Source organism: Streptococcus mitis (assembly GCF_003942695.1).
Taxonomy (GTDB): domain Bacteria; phylum Bacillota; class Bacilli; order Lactobacillales; family Streptococcaceae; genus Streptococcus; species Streptococcus mitis_BD.
The window spans coordinates 65822-90993 of the sequence record NZ_RJNU01000008.1 but is presented as its reverse complement, the minus strand read 5'-3'; the positions used below and the strand labels follow the sequence as shown (position 1 = coordinate 90993).

The following is a 25172-nucleotide window of genomic DNA, read 5'->3' as shown; positions in this document are numbered from 1 at the left end:
CAGTACTATAACCTTAGTTATAGTGCCCTGCACATTGGTTCGTCTTGTTCAGTTTTCAAAGGTCTTTGTCACTCATTCTCTCGAGCGACAACTACATTAGTATATCACAGCTACCTGCCTCTGTCAACAGATTTTTTAAACTTTTTTCAAGTTTTTTTAACCGCAATACACCATAGTCCGTACGGGATTCGAACCCGTGTTACCGCCGTGAAAAGGCGGTGTCTTAACCCCTTGACCAACGGACCTGAGCTTTTCAACTCTTTCTATTATACCTACTTTTTCCTCTTTGTCAAGGGCTTTTTTAATGAATTTGACTTTTTCTTTTCTTCACTAACTTAACCACTGCTTCTGTCCGTGCAGTATGGGGAAACATATCGACTGACTGGATATACTGGAGATCATAGACTTTCACTAGTTTAATCAAATCTCGCGCTAATGTCGAAACATTACAAGAGACATAGACCATTTTTTCCGGTACATAGGTTAAGATGGTATCTAATAGCTTGTCATCTAAACCCGTCCGAGGAGGGTCGACTATCAGTGCATCCGCCCTATAGCCCTCTTGATACCAGCGTGGAATAATCTCTTCAGCTGTCCCCGCTTCGTAATGGGTATTGTCAAATCCCATTTTTTGAGCATTTCGCCTAGCATCTTCAATGGCTTCTGGAATAATATCCATCCCTCTGAGACTCTTGACCTTATTTGCGAAGGCGAATCCAATTGTCCCAACACCGCAATAAGCATCAATCAGATGATCTTCTTTGCTAACATCTAGAGCTTTAACTGCTTCACTATAGAGAATCTCTGTCTGCTCTGGATTGAGCTGATAGAAGGCACGGGGCGAGAGAGAAAACTCATAGTCGAGTACTCCTTCTTGAATACTCTCTTGGCCCCAGATAATTTCCGTCTTTTCACCATAGATTTCACTTGTTTTTGCTGTATTTGTATTGACTGCAACTGTGACGACTTCTGGAAAATCCTTGACTAGGTCTTTGACTAGTTGATTCAAATTAAGCTGGCGATTCGTGACAATGATAATCTGAACTTGACCCGTTTTTCTCGCTCGGCGTACCATGATGGTGCGAACACCGAGCGTTTTTCTCTCATCGGTGATGGGAATTTGATGATAAGTGAGAAGCTCAGCTAGGCGATTCGCAATCACTTGGGTTTCCTTATCTTGTACCAAACAGTCTTTCAACTCTACGAGATAATGAGAGTTTTGCGCATACAAGCCTGCTTTGACCTGATTTTTAAATTTCCGAGTTTGAAATTGCAACTTAGCACGGTAGTACTTTGGTTTCTGCATTCCGATAGTTGGACGGATTTCATAGTTTTCATATCCTGCAGGAGCAAATTTTTTCAGGGCTTGATGGAGCAAATCCGTTTTGAACTCTAGCTGTTTATCGTAATGGAGGTGCATGATCTGGCAACCGCCACATTCATTATAAATCGTACAAGCCGGTACGACTCGAAATTTAGACTTCTTATTAACCTTTAGTAATTTTGCTTCAACAAAGTTGCGTTTAATAGAAGTAATTTGACAATAGATGTCTTCTCCTTTGAGAGCGCCAGGCACAAAAACGAGGGTTTTCTGATAGAAACCGATTCCCTCACCATTGATGCCCATACGCTTGATTTTTAAAGGTATTTTTTGTTTGACTTTCAGATTCATACCCCTATCTTATCACATTTTAGGGTATAATAGAACTATGAAAATCACAAAACTTGAAAAGAAAAAACGCCTCTACTTAATGGAGCTAGATAATCAACAAACCTCTTATATCACGGAAGATACCATTGTCCGTTTTATGTTGTCTAAAGATAAGGTGGTTAGCACTGAAGAATTGACCGAGATTCAGGGCTTTGCTCAGTTTTCTTATGGTAAGAATCTCGCCCTCTACCATCTATCATTTAAAGCTCGAACCGAAAAGGAAGTTCGTGAGTATCTGAAAAAGTATGATCTTGATGAAAAAATCACTAGTCAAGTTATCGCTAGTCTTAAAGAAGATAACTGGATAAATGATCGTCAGTATGCCTACTCTATCATCAATGCCAATCAACTTTCTGGAGATAAGGGACCTTATGTGCTAGCTCAAAAACTGTCTCAAAAAGGGATTGCCAAATCAACTATTGAAGAGGTTTTAACGGATTTTGATTTTTCAGAGGTTGCTCAACGTGTAGCTGAGAAACTGCTTAAAAAATACACCGGAAAGCTTCCTGCTCGCGCTTTGCAAGATAAGATTATTCAAAACTTGACTAACAAGGGCTTCTCCTATCCCGATGCTAAAAGTGTCTTTGATGACTTGGACAGTCAAGTCGACCAAGAAACGACTCAAGAACTCATTTTTAAAGAGCTAGACAAACAATATACTAAGTATGCTCGAAAGTATGAAGGATACGAACTTAAACAACGTTTAACCCAAGTTTTAGCTCGAAAGGGCTATGATTTTTCGGATATAGCGAGCGCTCTCAGAGAATATCTTTAACATTTTCATGTAAAATTCAAAAAAATTAGACCAATTTATGATATAATAGTAGACGATAAACTTATAAATTGTAGAAAGTTGGTTAGTTATGAAACTTCCAAAAGAAGGCGACTTTATTACAATTCAAAGTTATAAGCATGATGGGAGTCTCCACCGTACTTGGCGGGACACCATGGTACTAAAAACAACAGAGAACGCTATTATTGGCGTCAACGACCACACACTTGTTACCGAAAGTGACGGTCGTCGTTGGGTGACTCGAGAACCGGCTATTGTTTACTTTCACAAAAAATATTGGTTTAATATCATTGCAATGATTCGTGATAATGGGATTTCCTACTATTGCAATATGGCCAGCCCCTACTATCTAGATGAGGAAGCCCTGAAATACATTGATTATGATTTGGATGTCAAGGTCTTCACTGATGGTGAAAAGCGTCTCTTGGACGTTGAAGAGTATGAGCGCCATAAACGCAAAATGAAGTATTCTGATGATTTAGACTATATTTTGAAAGAGCATGTTAAAATCCTTGTTGATTGGATCAACAATGGTCGCGGTCCTTTCTCAGAGGCCTATGTCAACATTTGGTACAAACGCTACATAGAACTAAAGAATCGGTAAAGTTGTCAAACCGGGGTGAAAGCTCTGGTTTTTTTATTTGAAAAACCCAGCTTTTCAGCTGGGTTGATTGCTATATATCTAATTTAGTAACAGTAAACTTGATGTGGGAATAGTCTTTTTCAACATTCTTATCCAACAAGAAAGCCGTGGCATCCTTCTTAATCTGAACAAGATCAATATTCTGAGCTTGAGCTGCATAGACGCACCCACAATAACATTGACGATAAATATCATACTCCTCGCACATCTCCACTGAACGCTTATAGCCTTGATTTTTCTTGAAATCACTTGGGAGATAGTGGGTTGTATAAATCTTTTGCACATCAATTCCGATGCTATTGATGGTTTGAGAATTCTTATGGGGACTGATGGTCAAGGCTGAACCAAAGTAGTCAAAGCCCAAATCCATAGCCACTTGCGCTGTTTTGTCCAAACGGTAATCAAAACAAACCTTGCAACGGTCGCCACCTTCAGGCTCTTCTTCCAGTCCTCTGACTAACTTCCGGTATTCATTGGGTTCATATGGGGCTTCTAAATACTGGACCGTATTTCCTGTTCGCTCATTGAAATCACTGACAAATTTCTTGGTGACGTAAGCCCGCTTGTGGTATTCTGCCTTGGGATGGATATTGGAATTGGCAAAATAGATGGTCACATCAGCGTACTTGGTCAGATACTCTAGGGTGTAGGTACTACAAGGAGCACAGCAAACATGCATGAGAATAGTGGGACGTTGCTCATTTTTCTCCCAAACTTGTACCATCTTCTGCATAACACGGTCATAATTAATCTTCTGATTGGGATTCATCTTGCTCAGGATTTCTTCTACATCGATCATGTTCTTCTCCTTCTTCTAGTCTTATTTTATCATATAAGTTAGGAGAGCTCAAATCTATTTAGAAGAGAAAACCATAAAAGGAGGGATGCATGTTCCCTCCTTTTGTGGTTTTTATAAGTTACTTTTACATCATCCCGCCCATCATGCTTGGATCCATTGCTGGAGCTGGGGCTACTGGTTCTGGTTTATTAGCTACGACTGCTTCTGTTGTCAAGATCAAGCTGGCTACAGATGCTGCGTTTTGAAGAGCTGAACGGCTCACTTTAACAGGATCAATGATTCCTTCTTCAATCATGTCGACCCACTCGCCTGTTGCTGCGTTGAATCCTGTACCAACTTCAGCATTTTTCAAACGGTCAATAACAATAGAACCTTCGAATCCCGCATTGTGGGCGATTTGACGAACAGGCTCTTCCAAGGCACGGAGAACAATATTGCGTCCTGTTGCTTCATCTCCTGTCAATTCCAAATCAGCTACGGCTGGAATGACATTGGCAAGAGCAGTTCCACCACCTGCAACGATTCCTTCTTCAACGGCTGCACGAGTAGCGTTGAGGGCATCTTCAATACGGAGTTTCATTTCTTTCAACTCAGTTTCAGTTGCAGCTCCGACCTTGATGACTGCGACACCACCTGACAATTTTGCCAAGCGTTCTTGCAATTTTTCACGGTCAAACTCTGAAGTTGTGGTTTCGATTTGAGACTTGATAACCGCAACACGGTGAGAAATAGCTTCAGGATTTCCAGCACCTTCTACGATAACAGTGCTGTCTTTGTCCACAGTTACTCTCGCTGCTTGACCTAGCGCCTCAATAGTAGCGTCTTTCAACTCAAGACCAAGATCCTCTGTGATGACTGTTCCACCTGTCAAGATAGCGATATCTTCTAACATAGCCTTACGACGATCACCAAAGCCGGGAGCTTTGACAGCAACGACATTGAAAGTACCACGAATCTTGTTCAATACTAGGGTTGGAAGAGCTTCGCCATCTACATCATCTGCAATAATCAAGAGCGGACGATTGCTTTGGAGAATGCTTTCTAGAAGTGGCAAGATTTCTTGGATATTTGAAATTTTCTTATCAGTAATCAAAATGTATGGATTTTCAAGGTCAGCCACCATTTTTTCGCTATCTGTCACCATGTACTGTGATAGGTAACCACGGTCAAACTGCATTCCTTCCACGACTTCTAGCTCTGTTTCCATACCACGTGACTCTTCGATAGTAATGACACCGTCTTTACCAACTTTTTCCATAGCTTCAGAAATGTATTCACCGACTTTTTCAGAACGAGAAGATACAGCAGCAACCTGAGCAATGGCTTCTTTGTTGGCAACTGGAATGGCATTGTTTTTCAAAGCTTCTACTGCTGCGGCAACCGCTGCTTCAATCCCACGACGAATGCCGATTGGGTTGGCACCTGCGGTGACATTTTTGATTCCTTCGCGTACGATAGCTTGGGTCAAGACAGTTGCAGTTGTCGTTCCGTCACCTGCGATATCGTTGGTCTTTGAAGCCACTTCTGATACCAATTTGGCACCCATATTTTCAAAATGGTCTTCCAACTCGATTTCTTTGGCAATGGTCACACCGTCATTGGTAATCAATGGTGAACCAAATGATTTTTCAAGAACGACATTACGACCTTTTGGTCCCAAGGTTACTTTAACAGTGTCTGCAAGGATATCAACACCACGAACCATAGCTGAACGAGCATCAGATGAAAATTTAATTTCTTTTGACATACCTATTTCCTCCTATTATTCTTCCACAATTGCCAAGATATTGGCTTCGCCTACGATGATGTACTTTTCATCGCCATCCTTAACATCAATACCTGCATGGGCTTCAACTAAGACACGGTCTCCAGGCTTAACGCTTGGAGCAACCAAGTCACCATTCAAGGTACGAACACCTTGTCCAGTAGCTACAACTTGGGCTGTTTTGGTTTTTTCTTGGGCTGAGCCTGCAAGGACAAAGCCTCCAACAGTTTGTTCTTTTTCTTCGATTTTTAAGACCACACGGTCTCCTAATGGTTTCAACATCTGTTTTCCTCCATGATGAACTACATATTATTAGCACTCTTTATACCTGAGTGCTAATTCATAGTTCTATTGTATCACTTGGTCAGAAATAGTCAAGGAAAAAGTCTGACTTTGGCAAGATAAAAAGCTTGAGACCAACTCAGACTTTTCAATGTTTATACTCAATGAAAATCAAAGAGCAAACTAGGAAGCTAGCCGCAGGTTGCTCAAAGCACTGCTTTGAGGTTGTGGATAGAACTGACGAAGTCAGCTCAAAACATGGTTTTGAGGTTGTAGATAAGACTGACGAAGTCAGTTACCTATACATACGGCAAGGTGAAGCTGACGTGGTTTGAAGAGATTTTCGAAGAGTATTAAAATGGCAATTCTTCCTCTTCCAAAACCAAATCTGCCAAATCCTGTCCTGCGTTATTTTCACGCATGGCACGTTGGGCGCGGCTTTCCAAGAGTTGGAAGCCTATCACGAGAACTTCAGTCACATAGTTCATCTGGCCATTTTTCTCAAAGCGACGGGTACGCAACTCCCCATCAACAGAAATAAGACTACCTTTGGTTGCGTAACTTGCCATGGTTTCAGCTAATTTTCCCCAAAGAACCAGATTGACAAAGTCAGCTTCACGTTCGCCATTTTGGTCTTTGTAACGACGGTTCACAGCGATAGTTGCTCGCGCAACTGACTTGTCGTTGTTTGTTTTGTGCAATTCTGGTGTAGACGTCAAGCGTCCGATCATGATAACTTTATTATACATTTTTCATCCTCCTACTTATCTATTCGCAGGAAATCAAAAAAAGTTACAGAAATTTGTAACTTTTCGAGGAATTTTTTTACTTTTTATGAACCATAAATCCAGTCGCCTGTTGATTGGCCATAATAGTCATATCTGTAATCTGCACACGACGGGGCTGACTGGTCACATAGACCACTGTATCTGCGATATCTTGTGCTTGCAGGGCTTCTATTCCCTGATAGACGGTTGCAGCACGCTCTTTATCACCGTGAAAACGAACTGTAGAAAAATCTGTTTCGACAATTCCTGGCTGAATGGTGGTCACCTTGATGTCTGTCGCAATGGTATCAATTCGCAGACCATCTGAAAAAGTCTTAACTGCTGCCTTGGTGGCTGAATAGACAGCTGCCCCAGCATAGGCATAGATTCCTGCGGTCGATCCCATGTTGATAATATGACCTTGATTGGCTTTTACCATTGCTGGCAAGAAACAGCGAGTGACTGCCATCAAACCTTTGACATTGGTATCCAACATGGTCAGCATACCCAATTCTTCATAGTCTTGATAGGGAGCCAAGCCAAGAGCTAGTCCAGCGTTATTGACCAATATATCAATCTGCCCTATCGTTTCCAAAATATCGGAGCAGACAGTCTTGACCATGGTCATATCCGTGACATCCAGTGGAAAGGTCCAAACTGTTTGATTTGGAAAAGTTTCTGCAAACTCTGACTTGAGGGCCTCTAGTCTGTCTGTCCGTCGCCCTGTTAGAACGACATTCTCCCCCTGCTCCAGATAAGCACGCGCAATAGCTTCACCGATTCCTGAGGTCGCTCCTGTAATTACTACATTTTTTGCCATCTTATCCCCCTCTATCTGGTCTATCAAACACTGACAATTTCCTAGGCAGTCCAGTGTTTGGCTGGATCAAATGGAGTTCCGACAACTTGGTCTTCTGATAATTCAATAACCCCACGTTTTTGCGGAGCATTTGGCAAGGCAAGTTCACGAGGGCTACACATCATGCCAAAACTCTTTTCACCACGAAGTTCGCCTGGGAAAATGAGATTGCCTTTTGGCATCATCGCTCCAGGGAGAGCCACAATGGTTTTCAGCCCAAGACGCGCATTAGGTGCTCCTGCAACGATTTGCACTGTCTTATCACTTGCGACTGCAACTTGGCAGATGTTAAGGTGGTCACTATCTGGATGAGCTACCATCTCGACAATCTCACCAACAACAAACTTAGGTTCCTTGTCATTGACAATTTCTTCTGCAAATCCTTCCGCCCGCAATTCTTGGTTCAAACGTTCTACTTGCTCATCTGATAAAAAGACTTGACCGCGCTCCGCAATTTCAAACAAACTTGAAACTTCGAAAATATTCCAAGCTACTGTTTCTCCATTTTCTTTGAGGAAAACACGGGCTACCTTGCCTTTACGCTCCACGTCCAGTTTGGCATCTCCGCTGTTTTTCGCGATGATCATAAGGACATCGCCGACATGCTCTTTGTTATATGTAAAAATCATTCTTTCCTTTTTCTCCTATTTCAGTTCTGCTAAAAAGTCGTTAATTTGTTGCTTGCTTTTACGGTCACGATTGACAAATCGGCCGATTTCCTTGTCCTTTTCTAGCACAACAAGACTAGGAATGCCGTACACATCCCAGAGTTTGGCCAGATCCAGATACTGGTCACGGTCCACACGAATAAAGGTGAACTCAGGATTGGTCTCCTCAATCTCTGGCAAGGCTGGATAGATATAACGACAATCGCCACACCAGTCCGCCACAAAAAGGAAAACCTTCTTTCCATCTTGCTCGACAAAAACTGCGAGTTCTTCTATACTATCGGGGGTAATCATAAGACTTCCTCCTCATAGACCAGATCTTCATTTTCATAGACAAAGGTATAGTGACGACCATCCTTAAAAATGACCCCTCCGACGAGTCGCTCTAGACTACTTTCGTAGACTTGAACATAGAGAGTCGCAATCTCACCCATATCTGAGAAAAGTTCGCGCACGATAGCGGTCAACTCTTCTTGAGTCTTCATGAGCTTGTGATTATCTGCTGCTTTTTTAGCCCCCAAAGCAAGGGCACTTAGACCAGCCACAGTCAAGCCAGTCATCCATAATTTCTTAGCTTTCATACCATTCATTGTAACACAAAAAGGGCTCTAGGACAAATGAGGAAGCCGTATAGGAGCAAGGCAATTAAAAAACCTCTGATATTCTTCTCAAAGGTTCTGATTATGCTAATTACTGTTTTCAACTGCTGCAGTGACAAAGGCAGTGTAGAGTTCTTCTGGACGGTTTGGACGACTGGAAAGTTCAGGGTGATACTGACAAGCCACAAAGAATTTATTTTCAGGAATTTCCACAATTTCGACCAAACGATTATCAGGTGAAACTCCTGAGAAGACAAAACCTGCTGCCTCAAACTGCTCACGGAAGGCATTGTTAAACTCATAACGGTGACGGTGACGGCGTTGCACCACTTCTTGATTATGATAAGCAGCTGCTGCCTTAGAACCACGTTTCAACTTAGATGGATAAAGTCCCAAACGAAGGGTTCCACCCATATCCTCAACATCAACCTGGTCACGCATAATATCAATGATAGGGTATTTTGTATCTGGTGCAAGTTCAGCAGAATTGGCACCTTCAAGACCTAAAACGTGACGAGCAAACTCGATACAAGTCAACTGCATTCCCAAGCAGACTCCCAACATTGGAACGTCATTCTCACGCGCATAACGGATGGCTTGAATTTTTCCTTCCGTACCACGTTGACCGAAACCTCCTGGTACGATGATTCCGTCCGCATCAGACAAGAGCTCTGCCACATTCTCTGCTGTCACATCATTGGCATTGATCCAATTAATCTTCACTTCTGCGTCGTTGGCATACCCAGAGTGTTTCAAGGCTTCAACCACTGAGATGTAGGCATCTTGCAACTCCACATACTTACCAACGAGGGAAATCTTGACTTGTTTATTGAGGTTCATAACCTTGTCCACCATGGCTGACCACTCCGTCATATCCGCTGCTGGTGCATCTAGTTTCAAATGGTCACAAACAATTTGGTCCATGCCTTGTGCCTGCAAGTTCAATGGAATTTGGTAAAGGTGTTCGACATCCAAAGACTCGATAACAGCTTCTGGAGCCACGTCACAAAACTGAGCTAGTTTGTTTTTAATTCCTTGACCAGCTGGTTTCTCCGTACGAATGACCAACATATTTGGCTGGATTCCCAAACCACGCAATTCTTTTACAGAGTGTTGAGTTGGCTTGGTCTTCATTTCACCAGCAGCCTTGAGGTAAGGAAGCAAGGTTGTATGGATATACATAACATTATCCGCACCCACATCTGCCTTCATCTGACGAAGAGCCTCTAAAAATGGCAAGGACTCGATATCTCCAACGGTTCCACCAACCTCTGTGATAATAACATCAGAGTCAGTCGTTACAGCAGCACGCTTGATTTTTTCTTTCAAAGCATCTGTGATATGAGGAATGACTTGGACAGTTGCGCCAAGGTACTCGCCACGGCGTTCCTTACGAAGAACTTCACTGTAAATTTTACCAGTTGTCACGTTTGAATATTTATTGAGATTGATATCGATGAAACGTTCATAGTGACCCAAGTCCAAATCTGTCTCAGCCCCATCATCCGTCACAAAGACCTCCCCGTGCTGGTAAGGACTCATGGTTCCCGGATCGATATTGATATAAGGGTCAAACTTCTGAATAGTTACTTTAAGACCACGATTTTTCAAGAGACGGCCCAGACTTGCTGCGACAATCCCTTTCCCAATAGACGACACCACACCACCAGTTACAAAAATATATTTCGTAGACATAGATTCCTCTTTCTAAAATGCTCAAGGCCTTGTTAACTACGAGGGGAGATAGAAAACAAGACCCTTATGAATAACGACTTTTCCAGAAAACTTCCTGAAAAATAAAAATAGCTCCCTAGTAACTAGGGAGCCCCGACCTCTAAAAGAGGTGCCCGAACAATATAATACCTCAAAGCAGAACATTTGTCAACCCGAAGTGGTAAAAGATGAAAAAAGGAGATTGTTTTCAGAAAACCAACTAAAGATCCGCATCCAAACGGATGACCTGCTCAAGCAACAAAAAAAGAGATCTTACGATCTCCTCTGTGAAGTCTTTTACTCTTCTTCACTCGTTTCAGCGTCATCGTCAGAAAACTCGTCGTCTTCTTCGTTGAGATCCACGTCTTCACCCAAGTCATCAGGAGCGATTTCGTTGATTTCTGCATCGTAAGCTTCCACTTCATTTTTCTCATCATCTGGATTTTCATCATCATATGAAAGAGCTGGGTCTGCTTCGTATGCATCTTCATCTTCTGGATCATCTGCATTGTAGTCAATGGCATCTGAATCACCATCCATAAAGGCATTGACACGTTTTTTCTTAGCTTTTGGTGCTACTTCATCGTCGTCACTTTCTTCAAGAGCGATGATTTCTTCGTCGATTTCGTCTACACCATACCATGAACGAAGACCCCATTTGTTGTCTCCAAGAGAGATGAAGCTACCGTCAAAGTTCAACTCTGTGTAGAACAAAGGCAAAGCTTCGCGGATATCGCTGTTTGATGTTCCAAGGTAGTTTTGAATTTCGTTTACAAGATCGCTAAAATGCATCTCATGATCGCGACCACGAAGTTCCAAGATAGCACGCGCTACCTCAATCATAGATAGTTCACTTTTTTCTTGCCCAGCAAATACTTCTAATTCCAAAGCGTTTCTCCTCATTTTTACTACTATCGCCAGAGCAAACAGACTCTGACCTCATTTTATCATGTACTCTTTATTGTACGATAATTTTGCAGAATAGTCAAAGGTTAAATGGGAGAAAGTGACAGAACCTTTTATTCCTTTGCTACCCAGCCGATGGCATCGTGAGGTGGAGATATAGAAGCAAATTGACTAAGTTTGTTATACAGCTTCCTACTTCTATAAATCTAGTTTCTCTCTCAAATCTCTTAACTTACTTCTGTGTGTATCTAAATCATTTTCAAATATTTTTATCCTGGGATCTTCATTAGATACAATATAGAAGCATTTTTTTCTATGATCAAATGCTTCCCTAACATGTGCTAAAGCGTTTCGAATCTTTCTTTGTTCATTCCACAATGTATGAATATCTTGAGGAATATTCTCTTTTGTACAAAAATAACCTATCTGTTCATCATACTTGCCAGCTATCCCTTTTTCTCTTAAATGATATTCGATCTCAGCATGTTCACACATATACATTCCTCGAATAGCGTTTAATTCGTCCCATCTAGCTAATCCAATATCTATAGAATCTTTAAATTTCTGTTTAACATCTTCAACCGAATTCTTATCATCTACCGCAATAGATATAAATGAAAAATTAGTAAAAAGGTTAATATTATTCTCATCTTGCAATTTTTCAACAACTTTTTGAGATATTGTTGAATACTCATTTCGAGAATATAATACAAAAAAACGCTTATAATTTTTTGATTTTCTCACTTCAACTAAATAATCTAAACCCTTTTCAGCATCTACTCCTCCCCCTAAATCAAAGTCAGAAATAAAAAAGTCATATCGTTCTTCTCCACCTCTTGTCGTCAATAAGTCTTTTGCATCACTAATATTAGTAACAACTTTGATAATAGGTTGGTATCCCTTAGATTGTATATGTTGTTCTACCGCTTCAACTCTTCCCTGATGAGACCTTCTATTCGCACCAGTTATAGAATCTTCTAGCCAAATTACTCTCACTTCATTTCTCAATTTCAGTTACCCCATTTTTATTTCAAAATTAACAGTTAATGCATCTTGCGATACATATATTTCCCAGTTGTACTCGTCACAAATTTCTTTAACCAAATATAATCCGACACCTGTTCCAAAATTTTTTGAACTGATTCCTAGGTCAAATATCTTTTCAATAGGTTCTATCTTTATTGGTGCTGTGTCTGAGCTAATAACAAATTTATTTTCATTATCTAAAAAAGAACACTTTATAAAGGTTGCACCGTTATCAATAGCATTTGAAATTAAATTGTCTACTAAAATTGCAAACTCAAAAACATCTATTTCTTTTCCATATTCTCCAGGACCTATCTCATCAATAATCCTGTTTCTATGTGGACTAACCTTAAGATAGCTCTTTAAATATGACTTAATATCAATTAGTTGCTTACCTATTAAATCATAAGTACCTAATTTCAAAAACTGTCTTTTTATAGTACTAAGACGATCCGCACTTCTTTTAAAATCAATAATATATTCACTGACTCTATCATATTCATTAGTTTTTCGAAAATCTTCAGCTAAATCACTAATGGTATAAATTAAGTTATCGCTGATTGTATTTAATTCATGAACAAATAATTCCTGTTTTTCTGGATCTTTTTCTTGTAGCATTACTTTTTGAATAGTATTTTGCGTTTCTAATTGAGCATTTGTTTCTATCAAGTGTTCATTTTTTTGTTCCAGTATCTCAGCCTTTTGTTCAGCTATTCTTTTTTCTCTTTCTTCTTGTCGCCGAGCCTCTCTTTCTTTTCTTCTTTCCTCCCTCTCTATTTCGAGCCTTCTTTCATCTTCCATGCGATCTTCGGCACTAATTTGTGTAGATATTTTATTTCTTTCACTAATCAATTTATTAATAATTGGTTTCAAAATATTGATTAGTAGCTTAACTCGTTCGTCTTCTCTTAAAAATCCTTCACGAGAGGATGTTGAAATATCTTCAAGTTCATCATTATCTAGGATATCGAAAGATATTTCTCCTTCTAAATAAACTCTCATTGCTTGAGTATTATCTAAATACTCAAGAAAGTTTTCCACAGCTAACTTATCACGAACATATAATTTCAACCTATTAGGTTTATAAACATCATTTTTAACAAAATTTGGATCATTTTGTTTAGCTTCATTTGTATTTATTGTTGAATGAATACCAATCCAACCTTTAAGTTCATAGGGAAAAAACTTAGATTCTCCAGAAGTAGTTATGAACCTTCCTATACCTGATATATTTTCAAAATCTTCTTTTGAAAATTTGACAACATCCCTTCGTTTGTTCCTAAACTCTGGATATTTGCTATTTGGGATTAATACACTTTTCGATAATTTATTGGATAAATTATTTTCTAAATCATTTTCAAAAAAGGCAAAAAAGTTTTTGAACGCTATTTTTTTCTCTACTTTTTCAAATGTTACTCTTTGTCGAGAATCTGTAATATAGGCCACTTCTATCCCTGCATTAATATTATCTAAAAGATAGTAATCGGCCAAGCGAAGTTTTAAAGATTCGAATTTTGTCTCAGCAAATCCTGACATATTTACATCCACTAGTTTTACTAGAGTTCCTGTATCATATTGTTCCCATAATTCTCTATTTTCAATTCCAACTTCTGAAGCATTTACTCTTATTAATTCTGGAACATCATTATCATTTTTATCAGTTGAATCTAACATCCATGCAGTTGTGACACCCGCTTTTTTTGAAACAATATAGTACTTTTTAGATAGAAACAACGTAGCTAGTTTACCTATTCCCTTACGTCCTTTAGTCCTATCTGACAATTCATTTTCAGACAAGCGCTTATTCCTACCTATTAAAACATATTTTGTGGCCAAGTCATTATAAGACATACCGCTCCCATTATCTATTATCTCCAAAATAGATTTTTTTTTATTAATAGAATTAATATATAATTTTACATTTGTTGCGCCAGCATCTAATCCATTTGCTACAAGTTCAGAAATAGCACTCCATCTATTAGTGTACATTTGTTTACCAAGCAAAGTTAAAGCATAGTATGAAAAATTGAATTGGATTATATTTTTTTCTGTCATATTTATTCCTTTTCACAAATTATTTTCTTCAAAGAAATCTTTTATTCTATTCGCTAAATGAATACTTAAAATTGGAGGGACAGCATTGCCAATCTGAGTATTAATTGCTTGTAGACCTCCGACAAACTTATAATTATCTGGAAAAGACTGTATTCTTGCACCTTCCCTTGCAGTCAAAGCTCTATTTTGACTAGGATGAATGCACCGTAAGGAGGATGGAGTTGATAAATTATTTGTTATGGTCGTTGAAGGTCTATCCCACCACAATCTACCGTAGGTATTATTATAGCCAGAAGTCAGGTATAAATCTTTATCTAAAATACCATCTTCTACCATCCTATTAATATCGTTTTTTCCTTGCCCCTCTCCAAGAGCTCTCATTATTTTTTGTAATCTCAAACCATGATTTCGACTAACATGATTAAGTAGCTCGGTTTGATTTCCTTTTAATAAAGCTTGGTACTCTGTTCTTGGTTCACATATATAATTATTTTTTTGTTCATTATTTCCTAATATAGGTAAATCACTAATTGCATCTCTTAATGTAATTTCATTGTTTAGGGTAGTTTCTTCTGGGAATGTCCACTCGAACTTAATTTTTAAATCCTTTCTTATCCCTATCAAAAAGACACGTTCTCTATTTTGAGGAACACCAAAATCTTTTGCATTAATTAATTTAGTAAAAACGTCATAACCACTGACATCACCAAAACTTGATAAATCATTAAAACTTTCTTTTACATTTCTAATGATTGGGCCGTTCTGTTCATTTTTCATAGTTAAAAGTCCATAAACATTTTCAAAAACAAACATCTTAGGTTGGATAAAAGAAAGTATCCTTCGATATTCTCTATACATTTTAGCTCTTTTATCATATTGTCTCTTACCAACCGTACTAAATGACTGACAAGGTGGTCCACCAATAACTAAATCAACTCTTTTTGAACTGATTCCTTTGGATTTTAAAAAATGTTCATCTATATTAGCAATATCTTCCTCAATCATAGTAACTCTAGGATAATTTTGTCTGAAAGCTTCTGCTGCATCATGATTGAATTCATTTGCAAATCTAATGTTAAAGTCATTTCTGGAAACAAATTTATTATTTTTAATTGTATTCTGAAAGCCAAAAGTCAATCCTCCAGCACCAGAAAATAAGTCTACAACTTCTATCATTTCTTACCTTTTTTCAAAAAATATTCTCATTTTTCATTATACCAAAAACCCCAGCAAATTGCCGAGGTTTATAGTTTATTTCACCAACTTCTTCATCTCATCAATACGTGCTACGGTCGCGTCGTACTTAGCCTGGTAGTCGGCTTGTTTGTCGCGTTCTTTTTGGACGACTTCTGGTTTGGCGTTGGCTACGAAGCGTTCGTTAGAGAGCTTCTTAGCGACCATATCCAGTTCTTTTTGCCATTTAGCCAGTTCCTTGTCGAGACGAGCTAGTTCTTCTTCGACATTGAGGAGGTCTGCCAGTGGCAGGTAGATTTCTGCTCCTGTGATGACGCTTGACATAGCGAGTTCAGGTGCAGGGATATTTGATGCGATTTCCAAGTGTTCTGGATTTGTGAAGCGTTTGATGTAGTTGACATTACTGTTAAAGAAGGCTTCCAAGTCGCTATCGCTTGTCTTAACAAGGATGGTGATTGGCTTGCTTGGTGCAACGTTCACTTCCGCACGCGCATTACGAACGGCACGGATCAAGTCTTTGAGGCTTTCGACACCTGTGTGGGCCGCAAGGTCTTCAAAGGCTGGGTTAACAGTTGGGTATTCTGCTATAACGATAGAGCCTTCTGAGATTTGTCCAAAGATTTCCTCTGTCACGAATGGCATGATTGGGTGAAGGAGTCGAAGGATCTTGTCCAAAGTATAAAGGAGAACAGAACGTGTGATGACTTTCTCTTCTTCGTTATCGCTATAAAGGACTTCCTTGGTCAACTCAACGTACCAGTCCGCAAATTCGTCCCAGATGAAGTTGTAGAGGATATGGCCAGCCACACCAAACTCGAACTTGTCAAAGTTTTCAGTGACTTTGCCGATGGTTTCATTGAGGTTGTGGAGAATCCAGCGGTCAGTAACATTTCCAGCTTCCTTGTTAACAACTTTTTCCACATTGGCAGTTGCTTGCTCAAGTGTCAAACCTTCATTGTTCATGAGGATGTAGCGAGAGATATTCCAAATCTTGTTAATGAAGTTCCATGAAGCATCCATTTTCTCATAAGAGAAGCGCACGTCTTGACCTGGTGCAGAACCGTTTGAAAGGAACCAACGAAGGGCATCTGCGCCGTATTTCTCGATGACATCCATTGGATCAATCCCATTACCGAGAGATTTAGACATCTTACGTCCTTGCTCGTCACGGATGAGACCGTGGATAAGGACGTTTTTAAATGGCTGACGACCTGTGAATTCTAATGATTGGAAGATCATACGAGACACCCAGAAGAAGATGATGTCGTAACCTGTTACCAAGGTTGAAGTTGGGAAGTAACGTTTGAAGTCTTCTGAGTCAATATCAGGCCAGCCCATAGTTGAGAATGGCCAAAGGGCAGAACTGAACCAAGTATCCAATACGTCTTCGTCCTGAGTCCATCCGTCACCTTCTGGAGCTTCTTCGCCGATGTACATTTCACCCTCAGCATTGTACCAAGCAGGGATTTGGTGACCCCACCAGAGCTGGCGAGAGATAACCCAGTCATGGACATTTTCCATCCATTGGAGGAAGGTATCGTTGAAACGAGGTGGGTAGAATTCTACCTTGTCGTCTGTGTCTTGGTTGGCAATGGCATTCTTAGCCAATTGGTCCATCTTGACGAACCATTGAGTAGACAAGCGTGGCTCAACCACTACACCTGTACGCTCTGAGTGACCAACACTGTGAACACGTTTTTCGATTTTAACGAGGGCACCGATTTCTTCCAACCTAGCAACGACTGCCTTACGAGCTTCAAAACGGTCCATGCCAGCAAATTCGAAGGCCAAGTCGTTCATGGTTCCGTCGTCGTTCATGACGTTAACTTGTGGCAAGTTATGGCGTTGACCAACCAAGAAGTCGTTTGGATCGTGGGCAGGTGTGATTTTCACGACACCAGTACCAAACTCAGGGTCAGCGTGTTCGTCAGCAACGATTGGAATTAGTTTATTAGCGATTGGAAGGATGACATTTTTACCAATCAAGTCCTTGTAGCGCGGGTCTTCTGGATTGACCGCAACCGCAACGTCCCCAAACATGGTCTCAGGACGAGTTGTCGCAACTTCAAGGGCGCGTGAACCGTCTTCTAGCATGTAGTTCATGTGGTAGAAGGCACCTTCGACATCCTTGTGAATCACCTCGATATCAGAAAGAGCTGTGCGAGCTGCTGGGTCCCAGTTGATGATAAACTCACCGCGGTAGATCCAGCCTTTCTTGTAAAGGTCGACAAAGACCTTGCGGACGGCTTTTGACAGACCTTCATCAAGAGTGAAACGCTCACGAGAGTAATCTACAGAGAGGCCCATCTTGCCCCATTGTTCCTTGATAGTAGTGGCATACTCGTCTTTCCATTCCCAGACTTTCTCTAGGAATTTCTCACGACCGAGGTCATAGCGGGAAATACCCTCACCACGCAAGCGCTCCTCAACCTTAGCTTGAGTTGCAATTCCAGCGTGGTCCATACCTGGAAGCCAAAGCGTATCAAAGCCTTGCATGCGTTTTTGACGGATGATGATATCTTGGAGAGTCGTGTCCCAAGCGTGACCAAGGTGAAGTTTACCAGTTACGTTTGGTGGTGGAATGACGATAGAATAAGGCTTAGCCTTTTTATCGCCAGAAGGCTTGAAAACATCCGCATCAAGCCATTTTTGGTAACGACCAGCCTCAACCTCGGCTGGATTGTATTTAGGTGAAAGTTCTTTAGACATGTGTGTGTCCTTTCTAGTTAATTTCTAAGCTACTTTGATAAGCATCTAAAATATCAATAGTATCTCTTATAATAGGGCTCTGTGTGGCTTTGTAAAGAGATTTATTCCCAATAATATAAAACTCTTCTTTAGCTCTAGTCGCTGCAACGTTTAAAATATTGGGTTCAGAGACAGCCCAACGAGCAGCCCCCTCACTCATATTATCTGCTCCAAGCACAAAATATACAATCTTATTTTCTTTTCCTTGGAAAGTATGTACCGTCCCTACATTTATAGGTTTTCCATTTTCCCGCTTTGTGAAACCGATTTTATCTAGTTCTTTTGCTAGTTGAACCGATACATTTTTAAAAGGAGTAATGACATAGATATCATCAAATTCCTCATGTCTTTTCTGCAACTCTTCTTTCAAATAATCAGCTTGCTCAGGAACAAATTTATCCTTAGCACCTCCACCAACGTCAAACCATTCTCCCAGACCTCGAGCTTCTTCCTTTCCTTGAACCATTAAATTATCATAAGAAATTTTATTGGAAATACTGAACATCGGATCACTAGAACGACGATGAACCCAGAGAGGAAGTCCTATCCATGTCCCATCTTGTTTTTTAAAACCATATCTACTAGCAGAATCCATCAATTCTTGCGTTGATGATACAAGATATTTAAAGGCTATCTTGTGGTGCTGTGCTAAAAATCCTAAAATATTTTTATCCATAGTCTGTACTGGTTGTATTTGAGAAGGATCTCCAACAGCCATAATACGTTTACTTCTAAAAATAGCCCCCACACTTGCTTGAGGTAATGCCTGACCAGCTTCATCAATAAATACATTACCGATACTATTTTCAGGCAAACACCGAAACATGGAATTAAAGCTTGCAAAAGTTGTACTAATAACTGGAACAGTGAAATTGACCCAATCCCACGCAGCTTTATATAAATCACTAGCATTATCTCTCATTGAATAGTTTTGAGGCTTCTCCCAAATCCATAATGCTTTTTCAAAATGCTTTTTATTGTCATATATAAATTGCTTCCTAACTGCCAGTGCTTTAATAAACAAACGACTCTGCTCTTCTCGATAGTCATCATCAAACCAAAAATTTGATACTTGTAGTTCTTCATATGGAACAGAAAAATTCAACTTTTTAACAGGGTATGTAGCAAGTTCCGATTGTAATTTCAAAATTTTTTCCTGATGACGAATTAATTTATCTTCTTGTTTAGATTTCCATTCATTATATCTCTGTTGCCTTTGACTCAATTGATTTAATTCAAGTTCATGCATTTTTATCTCTTTTTGCAAACCGTGGCAATATTGACTTTCATCATGTACTTTCTTCAGTTCTGCTTTTAGACTTTCATTCGCTTGATTCAATCTCGTAAAATAAGTATCTAATTTCGATGGTGTGAAAAGTCTTTTTAACCATAAGAAACGTGGAGCTTGTAATTTTATCAACTCAACATCTTGTGCTGCTATCTGTTTGTTAACATTTAACATAGAAATAAGACGCTCATGCTCAAACAGCTCAGATTCTATTTCCTTTTTACTATTTTCTAATTGAATATGTTTATCCCGTATTTTAGATAGTTCTGAACGTCTTTGGGCATCATCCTGATGAAACTCTATCTCAACCTGCTGGTAAGCATTTTTCAATTTTACATGCAATCGAATCTTATCTGCTATATCTTGCATCTTTTCTCTTTTATCAAATAGCTTCTGATATTGAATTTTAAACTCTTCGTATACTGATGGATTCGATTGAAATTTATCCGAATTCAACTCTTGTCGTATTGCTTTTAAAACATTTTGCAGACGGTCTCTATTCTGTTTTTTTCCACCTNCTATCGAAAACAATCCCCAATATTTTTTGTCGTTAGAAACATCTTCATCTTCTAACAATAAATCATTACTGATTTCAGCAAAATAATCAATTTTCTTTAATTCATCTAACCAATTTAATTTCTGATAAATTTCTTTTCTTTGGGGTAATTCATTAACAATATTTTTAACAGCACCATTATTAGAACTTGCAACTACGATTCCCTTTTCTGCAATTTCTTTTGGTAATTTTGCAATAAGATCAGATTTGTCATGACAAACTAGATTCCCTTTAAGCTTAGGAGCCGATAATTCACTAATAATTCTCGCCTGTTCCGTTACCAGATCTGCAAAAATATCTTTTAAAAGTGTCGTTTTACCAGTTCCCGGAGGACCATTGACACTTCTCACATCTTCATCCGCATTCGAAGCTAAATTTACAGCTACTTGTTGCATCATGGACAGAGCATATTTAGGGTTACTAGGAAATCTTCCTAATGGATAATTTTTCGGTTCAAGTATAGTTTCTAAATCTTTGGGATTAAAATAGGATGATTCTTTATTGCCGTCCAGATTGACCCTTACAGAATCGGATCCTGATAAATAACGATTGAGATTTTCATTATAAATTGATTTTGCATATTTCAAATCCTTTAGAAAAAATGAATGTAAATTTATTTCGTCATCGAAATTCTTAACAAAATAATATCTGCAATCACTTGGTGAAATCTCATACTTTTTGAGAAGTTTACTAAAAACTTCATTGAACTCTCCATCAAGAAACGCCTGACCTAACTGTTCTCGAAGCTCATTTTCTGCTATTAAAAAATCTTTAGGCAATTCCCTATTTTTGAAAATTTGCCCACTCATGGTTAAAAAAAACTTATCAGCCAAGAACTTCAAATCTTTATCAAAGTATAGAGCAAAAGTAAATTTATAAGAAGCTCTTCCCAATTCTTCCTCCGTCGCTTTTAAATTGTATTTGCCTCTTAACACTTCAATAATTTTTCGAAAAGGGAAAATTCCACAATAAACAGCAATCCCTGAACTGGATTTTAATTTTTGACGTTTAAAAAAATCTTTTAATATTGATTGATAATCATCACCTTGAAAAATCTTATACTTAGAATCACTTTTTTCAATATTCCCTTCTGATAATTGTTCTACTGTAATCCAGACATCTAATATTTGATTATGACTACTTCTCATCATGTCTCCCTTAAAGCATATAAAAACAAGAATATATCTTACTCATTAAAAACTCTCCCACTCACTCTTCAGCAAGCCATATATCAGACTGTCACAGCGATTGTCTTGGGCATCTTTACGGTCTCGGATACGAGCTTCGAGGGTGAAGCCAAGCTTCTCTGCGACTCGTTGACTTTGGACATTGTAGCCAAAGCAGGACAATTCAATCTTATGAAGATCCAGTTCTCTAAAAGCTAGATTAATCAAGGCACGCGCCGCTTCGGGCACATAGCCTCGCCCCCAGTAGTCTGGGTGCAAGGTATAGCCAATCTCAAGAACATCATCTTCATGGCGATGGTTGAAATCAACAGAGCCGATGATGGTTTCGGTCCCTTTGACCACAATGCCGTAGCCAGCTGGGAGATTGTCCTTTTGATTGCGTTCAGGAAGGATATGCTCTAGGTAATAAATCTCATCTTCCAAGCTCTTGACGGGTGGAAAGCCTGCTGGATAGGCGACCTCTGGTAAACTAGCGTAGGCATAGATATCCTCGGCATCAGCTACTGTACGGACTCGCAAGACAAGTCGCTCGGTCTCTATCCGTTCTGGTAATTCTGCTCTTGTCATCTTCCTCCCTCGCTTTCCATAAAAAAATGTCCCTGCCATCTACATGACAGGGACGAATGTGCTAATCCGCGGTACCACCCAATTTCGGGCAGTTGCCCGCATCTTTGTTTATTTCAATTTTCATCCATCAGCAACCAGTTTTGACACATTTGTGGACTTCTCAGCACCGCCACTTTCTGTAAAATGTGGGATTCAAAACACCTCTAATGGCTCTATTGTAGCAAGATTTTTTCGGAAATGCAAGGGACAAGAAAGATTACTTGAAGCTGATTCCGTGTTCTTTTAATTTCTTAATCGTAGCTGGGCCGATTCCTTTCAAGGCAAGGAGTTCTTTTTCTGTCCAGTTTTTGAAGTCAGAAGCCGACTTGATGCCTTCATCATAGAAAGTCTTAGCACGATCTACCGAGAGGCCTCCCAAAGTGGCTGCGAAATCTTCTACTGAATTGGCTACTTTTTGAGCTTGTTCCTTGGTTGCTTCTACTGCTTGTTCCACTTTTTTAGAGACAACTTTTCCTGCTTCGCTGGCAGATTTTTCTGCATGTTTCACGACTTTCTTGGTCTCTTCCACAACCTTAGTCACAGTATTTGAAAAGGCACCTGAACGACGAAGGCTATTTCGCAATTGTTTTTTACGTTGGAGTTTCTTTGACATGATAAAATCCTTTCAATAAAAAATCCCTGATCTGACAAGGATTTAATAAAGATATTCTATCAAGATTTCGATAAAAAATCAAGAAAGTATCACTATTTTAATAATTTCGCTCGCCAAACAATCCTTCTGGCAAATCATGAAATCCCTTGCCTGCCTTGAAATTTTCAAACTTTCCAAGCAAGAACTGGTAGGCATCCAAGCGGCTTTCGTAGCGAATCATGGCATCTTTGGCACGCTCGTCTTGGTCTTCTTCGTAGACCTTTTGACTTTCCTTGTGCGCCATGTCGTTGATCATGATCTGGGTATTGACCCAGGCTTCAAATTCCTTCATAAATTCTTGTTCGTAACTCATTGATTCTCCTTATTCTAATCCACGGAAATAGTCCGTATCAATCTCTCGGTAGGGTTGGATATCCTGAACATACTCTAGCACGCCTTGGAATTCCCCGTTTTCATCGTGTACCGCAGCATAGGTGATGTGGACAAACTTGCCTCGCGACTCTGACTTAAACCACATTTCATACTTGTCCTTGACCCCTTCACGAAGACCTTTCATAACGGCCTTCACCTTTTCTAAGTACTTGGGCGGATGACAAAGTTCTACATTACGCCCGACTTGGGACGGCGTACGTTTGAAAATCATCTCATCAGCTGGCGTATTGTCATTGTAATACTGAAAAATATCGTCCTTATTAACAAAAGTGATCTCCATAGGGAGGTGATTGAGGATGAGGTTGGCCTGCTCGACGGAGAGATAGCCATTGCCAAAAGCCTGTTGTCTATGGCGGTCCAACACTGCTTCCTTTTCCTTAGGGGTAAAGGTAATGGTGAACTGGCCTTCTGGTGTATCGATAACTTGCTGAACTTGACCTTCTGCTGTGTCTAGCTGCACGGGCTCCTCTGAGCTCTTTTCCTCAACGAAACTCTGTCGTTCTGGCACCCATTTCTCAGACGGACGGATGATGGCATAGCCATAAGCATCACTCTCCTCCGCAATCTGAATCCAGTCATCCTGAGTGAAAGACTCAAGAAGAATCATGAGGAGGATGGACTCTTCCTTGAAAATCATACTTTCAAACTCTGTCGCAAAAGCTTCGAAAGCTTCCTTTACACTGCCAATCGACACTTCTGGTAGTGACTTGGCTGTCGTCAGAGCTGTCTGAAAGAGTTCTCTGATCTGATCATCCACTCCCCACATGACCTTAGGGGGTGAATCGTGACCATAACGCTCCATGATGGGGAAAAAGAGCTCTTCCTTGCGCTGGTAGTGGATGTCAAATTGCCCCAAAAGCCCCATTTGACGGACCAAACCCTTGCGCATCTCCGCAAGCATTTCCTCGTCTTCCATAGTCTCATAGGTATCCAACAATCTCCGAATGCGAATCAAGGCAGCACGGAGAGCTAGATTTTCATCCTTGAAGACGCGAACTGGGTGACCTGGGTGTTCAGTATCCTCTACTTCGACGCCCTTAACAGCGTTTTTAAAAAGATTGGCATGGACATCACAGAGCTCCATGACATCTTCAAAGGTGACACCTGAGTCTGAGTTCATCAGCTCATGTTCCATGAGGGAAATCTCGATGGCCGAGACACCCGTAAAGGTCGCATCAAAACGCTCCTGAACCGACTCAGGAGAGGCACCATTATGCAATTCTAACAAAATATCCCGTAGGATATGAATCCGTTCATCTGCCATTAGTCTAATCCAATCACTTCGTAACCATTCGCTTCCAGTGTGCGGACAATCTTGTCCATAGGAGTTCCTTCGAGCTTAGAACCCTGTTTGAGCGATACCTTGCGACCGACTGTATTGCGCATCAAGGGATTAGCAAGTGGTTTAAAACCCAGCTCCACTAGGATTTCCAAGACTTCTGGATGCTTGTCTACCACTTCCGCAACGGGAATTGACACATCGATGATATTGTCCATGACGACCTCCATGTATGTTCTAAAATGATTTTCCTGCTTATATTATACCATAAGCCTGACTAGCAAACACTAAAAAAGAGGGGCAACCCCTCTTTCTTAATTTTTATCCAGATTGCGTAGCATCTCGTCAATCTTGTTTCCATATTCAATGGATTCATCTTTGACGAAGGTTAAATCTGGGATTTTGTACAATTTCAAATTGCGACCAAGTTCACGTTTGATGGTACCAGTTGCTTTTTCAAGCCCGATTTGTGCTTTTTGGTTATCCGAAGCAAGGTTACTCAAAATGGTATAGTAAACCTTGGCAACAGACAAGTCACCTAGCATCTGAACATCTGTAATGGTCACACCTTGGACACGCGGATCACGGACTTTCTTTTGCAAAATCTCATTGACTTCACGCTTGATTTCCATGCCCACACGATCCGTACGGAAATGATTTGCCATGATATTCCTTTCTCTACT

24 protein-coding genes and 1 tRNA gene are annotated in these 25172 nt (G+C 40.0%); 2 read left to right on the top strand and 23 right to left on the bottom strand.

Translation table 11 applies throughout. The features are described 5' to 3' along the window. Positions 1-173 precede the first annotated feature (173 nt). Together D8852_RS07105 and rlmD are read right to left on the bottom strand one after the other, a co-directional pair. Positions 174-245, bottom strand: a tRNA-Glu gene (locus tag D8852_RS07105). Positions 246-301: 56 nt separating this feature from the next. Then, the gene (rlmD, locus tag D8852_RS07100; RefSeq protein WP_125425195.1) at positions 302-1672 is read right to left on the bottom strand and encodes a 23S rRNA (uracil(1939)-C(5))-methyltransferase RlmD; all 1371 of its coding nucleotides are present in this window, start codon (positions 1670-1672) and stop codon (positions 302-304) included. A gap of 37 nt (positions 1673-1709) precedes the next feature. Here rlmD and recX point away from each other — a divergent pair, with 37 nt between their 5' ends. Together recX and D8852_RS07090 are read left to right on the top strand one after the other, a co-directional pair. Beyond that, on the top strand, positions 1710-2486 hold the full coding sequence (gene recX / locus D8852_RS07095) for a recombination regulator RecX (RefSeq protein WP_125425194.1): 777 nt from the start codon (positions 1710-1712) through the stop codon (positions 2484-2486). 88 nt (positions 2487-2574) lie between these two features. Continuing rightward, entirely contained in the window at positions 2575-3108 is a 534-nt protein-coding gene (locus D8852_RS07090) for a DUF402 domain-containing protein (protein ID WP_000775318.1), read from the top strand. Positions 3109-3178: 70 nt separating this feature from the next. Here the strand turns inward: D8852_RS07090 and D8852_RS07085 are convergent, their stop codons facing one another. The 21 genes from D8852_RS07085 to rbfA form a co-directional block, all read right to left on the bottom strand. Further along, positions 3179-3946 (bottom strand): epoxyqueuosine reductase QueH, encoded by a 768-nt coding sequence (locus tag D8852_RS07085; RefSeq protein ID WP_061419827.1) that lies wholly within the window; start codon positions 3944-3946, stop codon positions 3179-3181. Between the two features lie 124 nt (positions 3947-4070). Next, a complete protein-coding gene (gene groL / locus D8852_RS07080) occupies positions 4071-5693 on the bottom strand; it encodes a chaperonin GroEL (protein WP_125425193.1) in 1623 nt (540 codons plus the stop codon). A gap of 15 nt (positions 5694-5708) precedes the next feature. Further along, the gene (gene groES, locus D8852_RS07075) at positions 5709-5993 is read right to left on the bottom strand and encodes a co-chaperone GroES (protein ID WP_084976053.1); all 285 of its coding nucleotides are present in this window, start codon (positions 5991-5993) and stop codon (positions 5709-5711) included. A 353-nt stretch (positions 5994-6346) separates the two neighbouring features. After that, on the bottom strand, positions 6347-6742 hold the full coding sequence (locus tag D8852_RS07070) for a single-stranded DNA-binding protein (protein ID WP_125425192.1): 396 nt from the start codon (positions 6740-6742) through the stop codon (positions 6347-6349). 76 nt (positions 6743-6818) lie between these two features. Then, positions 6819-7580: an SDR family NAD(P)-dependent oxidoreductase gene (locus D8852_RS07065; protein WP_038805763.1), complete on the bottom strand. Its 762-nt coding sequence runs from the start codon at positions 7578-7580 to the stop codon at positions 6819-6821. Between the two features lie 41 nt (positions 7581-7621). Continuing rightward, positions 7622-8248, bottom strand: coding sequence for a YtpR family tRNA-binding protein (ytpR, locus tag D8852_RS07060; protein WP_038805764.1), 627 nt, complete (start codon positions 8246-8248; stop codon positions 7622-7624). Between the two features lie 15 nt (positions 8249-8263). Then, positions 8264-8581 (bottom strand): thioredoxin family protein, encoded by a 318-nt coding sequence (locus D8852_RS07055; protein WP_038805766.1) that lies wholly within the window; start codon positions 8579-8581, stop codon positions 8264-8266. Continuing rightward, complete coding sequence (locus D8852_RS07050; RefSeq protein WP_038805768.1) at positions 8578-8877, bottom strand: DUF4651 domain-containing protein; 300 nt, start codon at positions 8875-8877, stop codon at positions 8578-8580. Before D8852_RS07050 ends, D8852_RS07055 begins: the two co-directional genes overlap by 4 nt. Before the next feature lie 96 nt (positions 8878-8973). After that, entirely contained in the window at positions 8974-10581 is a 1608-nt protein-coding gene (locus D8852_RS07045; RefSeq protein ID WP_125425191.1) for a CTP synthase, read from the bottom strand. A gap of 315 nt (positions 10582-10896) precedes the next feature. Continuing rightward, positions 10897-11487, bottom strand: a complete 591-nt coding sequence (gene rpoE / locus D8852_RS07040; RefSeq protein ID WP_000418415.1) for a DNA-directed RNA polymerase subunit delta — start codon at positions 11485-11487, stop codon at positions 10897-10899. A 216-nt stretch (positions 11488-11703) separates the two neighbouring features. Further along, positions 11704-12513 carry a hypothetical protein gene (locus tag D8852_RS07035; protein WP_125425190.1) on the bottom strand — a complete coding sequence of 270 codons (810 nt, stop codon included), beginning with the start codon at positions 12511-12513 and terminating at the stop codon, positions 11704-11706. Between the two features lie 6 nt (positions 12514-12519). Further along, positions 12520-14586: an ATP-binding protein gene (locus tag D8852_RS07030; RefSeq protein ID WP_125425189.1), complete on the bottom strand. Its 2067-nt coding sequence runs from the start codon at positions 14584-14586 to the stop codon at positions 12520-12522. Between the two features lie 12 nt (positions 14587-14598). Then, the gene (locus tag D8852_RS07025) at positions 14599-15762 is read right to left on the bottom strand and encodes a DNA cytosine methyltransferase (RefSeq protein ID WP_125425188.1); all 1164 of its coding nucleotides are present in this window, start codon (positions 15760-15762) and stop codon (positions 14599-14601) included. Positions 15763-15837: 75 nt separating this feature from the next. Continuing rightward, positions 15838-18489 carry a valine--tRNA ligase gene (locus D8852_RS07020; protein ID WP_125425187.1) on the bottom strand — a complete coding sequence of 884 codons (2652 nt, stop codon included), beginning with the start codon at positions 18487-18489 and terminating at the stop codon, positions 15838-15840. A 13-nt stretch (positions 18490-18502) separates the two neighbouring features. Further along, complete coding sequence (locus tag D8852_RS07015) at positions 18503-21520, bottom strand: DEAD/DEAH box helicase (RefSeq protein ID WP_125833841.1); 3018 nt, start codon at positions 21518-21520, stop codon at positions 18503-18505. A gap of 45 nt (positions 21521-21565) precedes the next feature. After that, a complete protein-coding gene (locus D8852_RS07010; protein WP_125425185.1) occupies positions 21566-22126 on the bottom strand; it encodes a GNAT family N-acetyltransferase in 561 nt (186 codons plus the stop codon). Between the two features lie 256 nt (positions 22127-22382). Next, positions 22383-22778: a helix-hairpin-helix domain-containing protein gene (locus D8852_RS07005; RefSeq protein ID WP_125425184.1), complete on the bottom strand. Its 396-nt coding sequence runs from the start codon at positions 22776-22778 to the stop codon at positions 22383-22385. 97 nt (positions 22779-22875) lie between these two features. Further along, positions 22876-23130, bottom strand: coding sequence for a DUF1912 family protein (locus D8852_RS07000; protein ID WP_000119707.1), 255 nt, complete (start codon positions 23128-23130; stop codon positions 22876-22878). A 9-nt stretch (positions 23131-23139) separates the two neighbouring features. Beyond that, complete coding sequence (locus D8852_RS06995; RefSeq protein ID WP_125425183.1) at positions 23140-24474, bottom strand: DUF438 domain-containing protein; 1335 nt, start codon at positions 24472-24474, stop codon at positions 23140-23142. Beyond that, the gene (locus D8852_RS06990; protein ID WP_000368739.1) at positions 24474-24707 is read right to left on the bottom strand and encodes a DUF1858 domain-containing protein; all 234 of its coding nucleotides are present in this window, start codon (positions 24705-24707) and stop codon (positions 24474-24476) included. Before D8852_RS06990 ends, D8852_RS06995 begins: the two co-directional genes overlap by 1 nt. 96 nt (positions 24708-24803) lie before the next feature. Further along, complete coding sequence (gene rbfA, locus D8852_RS06985; protein WP_001273601.1) at positions 24804-25154, bottom strand: 30S ribosome-binding factor RbfA; 351 nt, start codon at positions 25152-25154, stop codon at positions 24804-24806. Between the last annotated feature and the right edge of the window lie 18 nt (positions 25155-25172).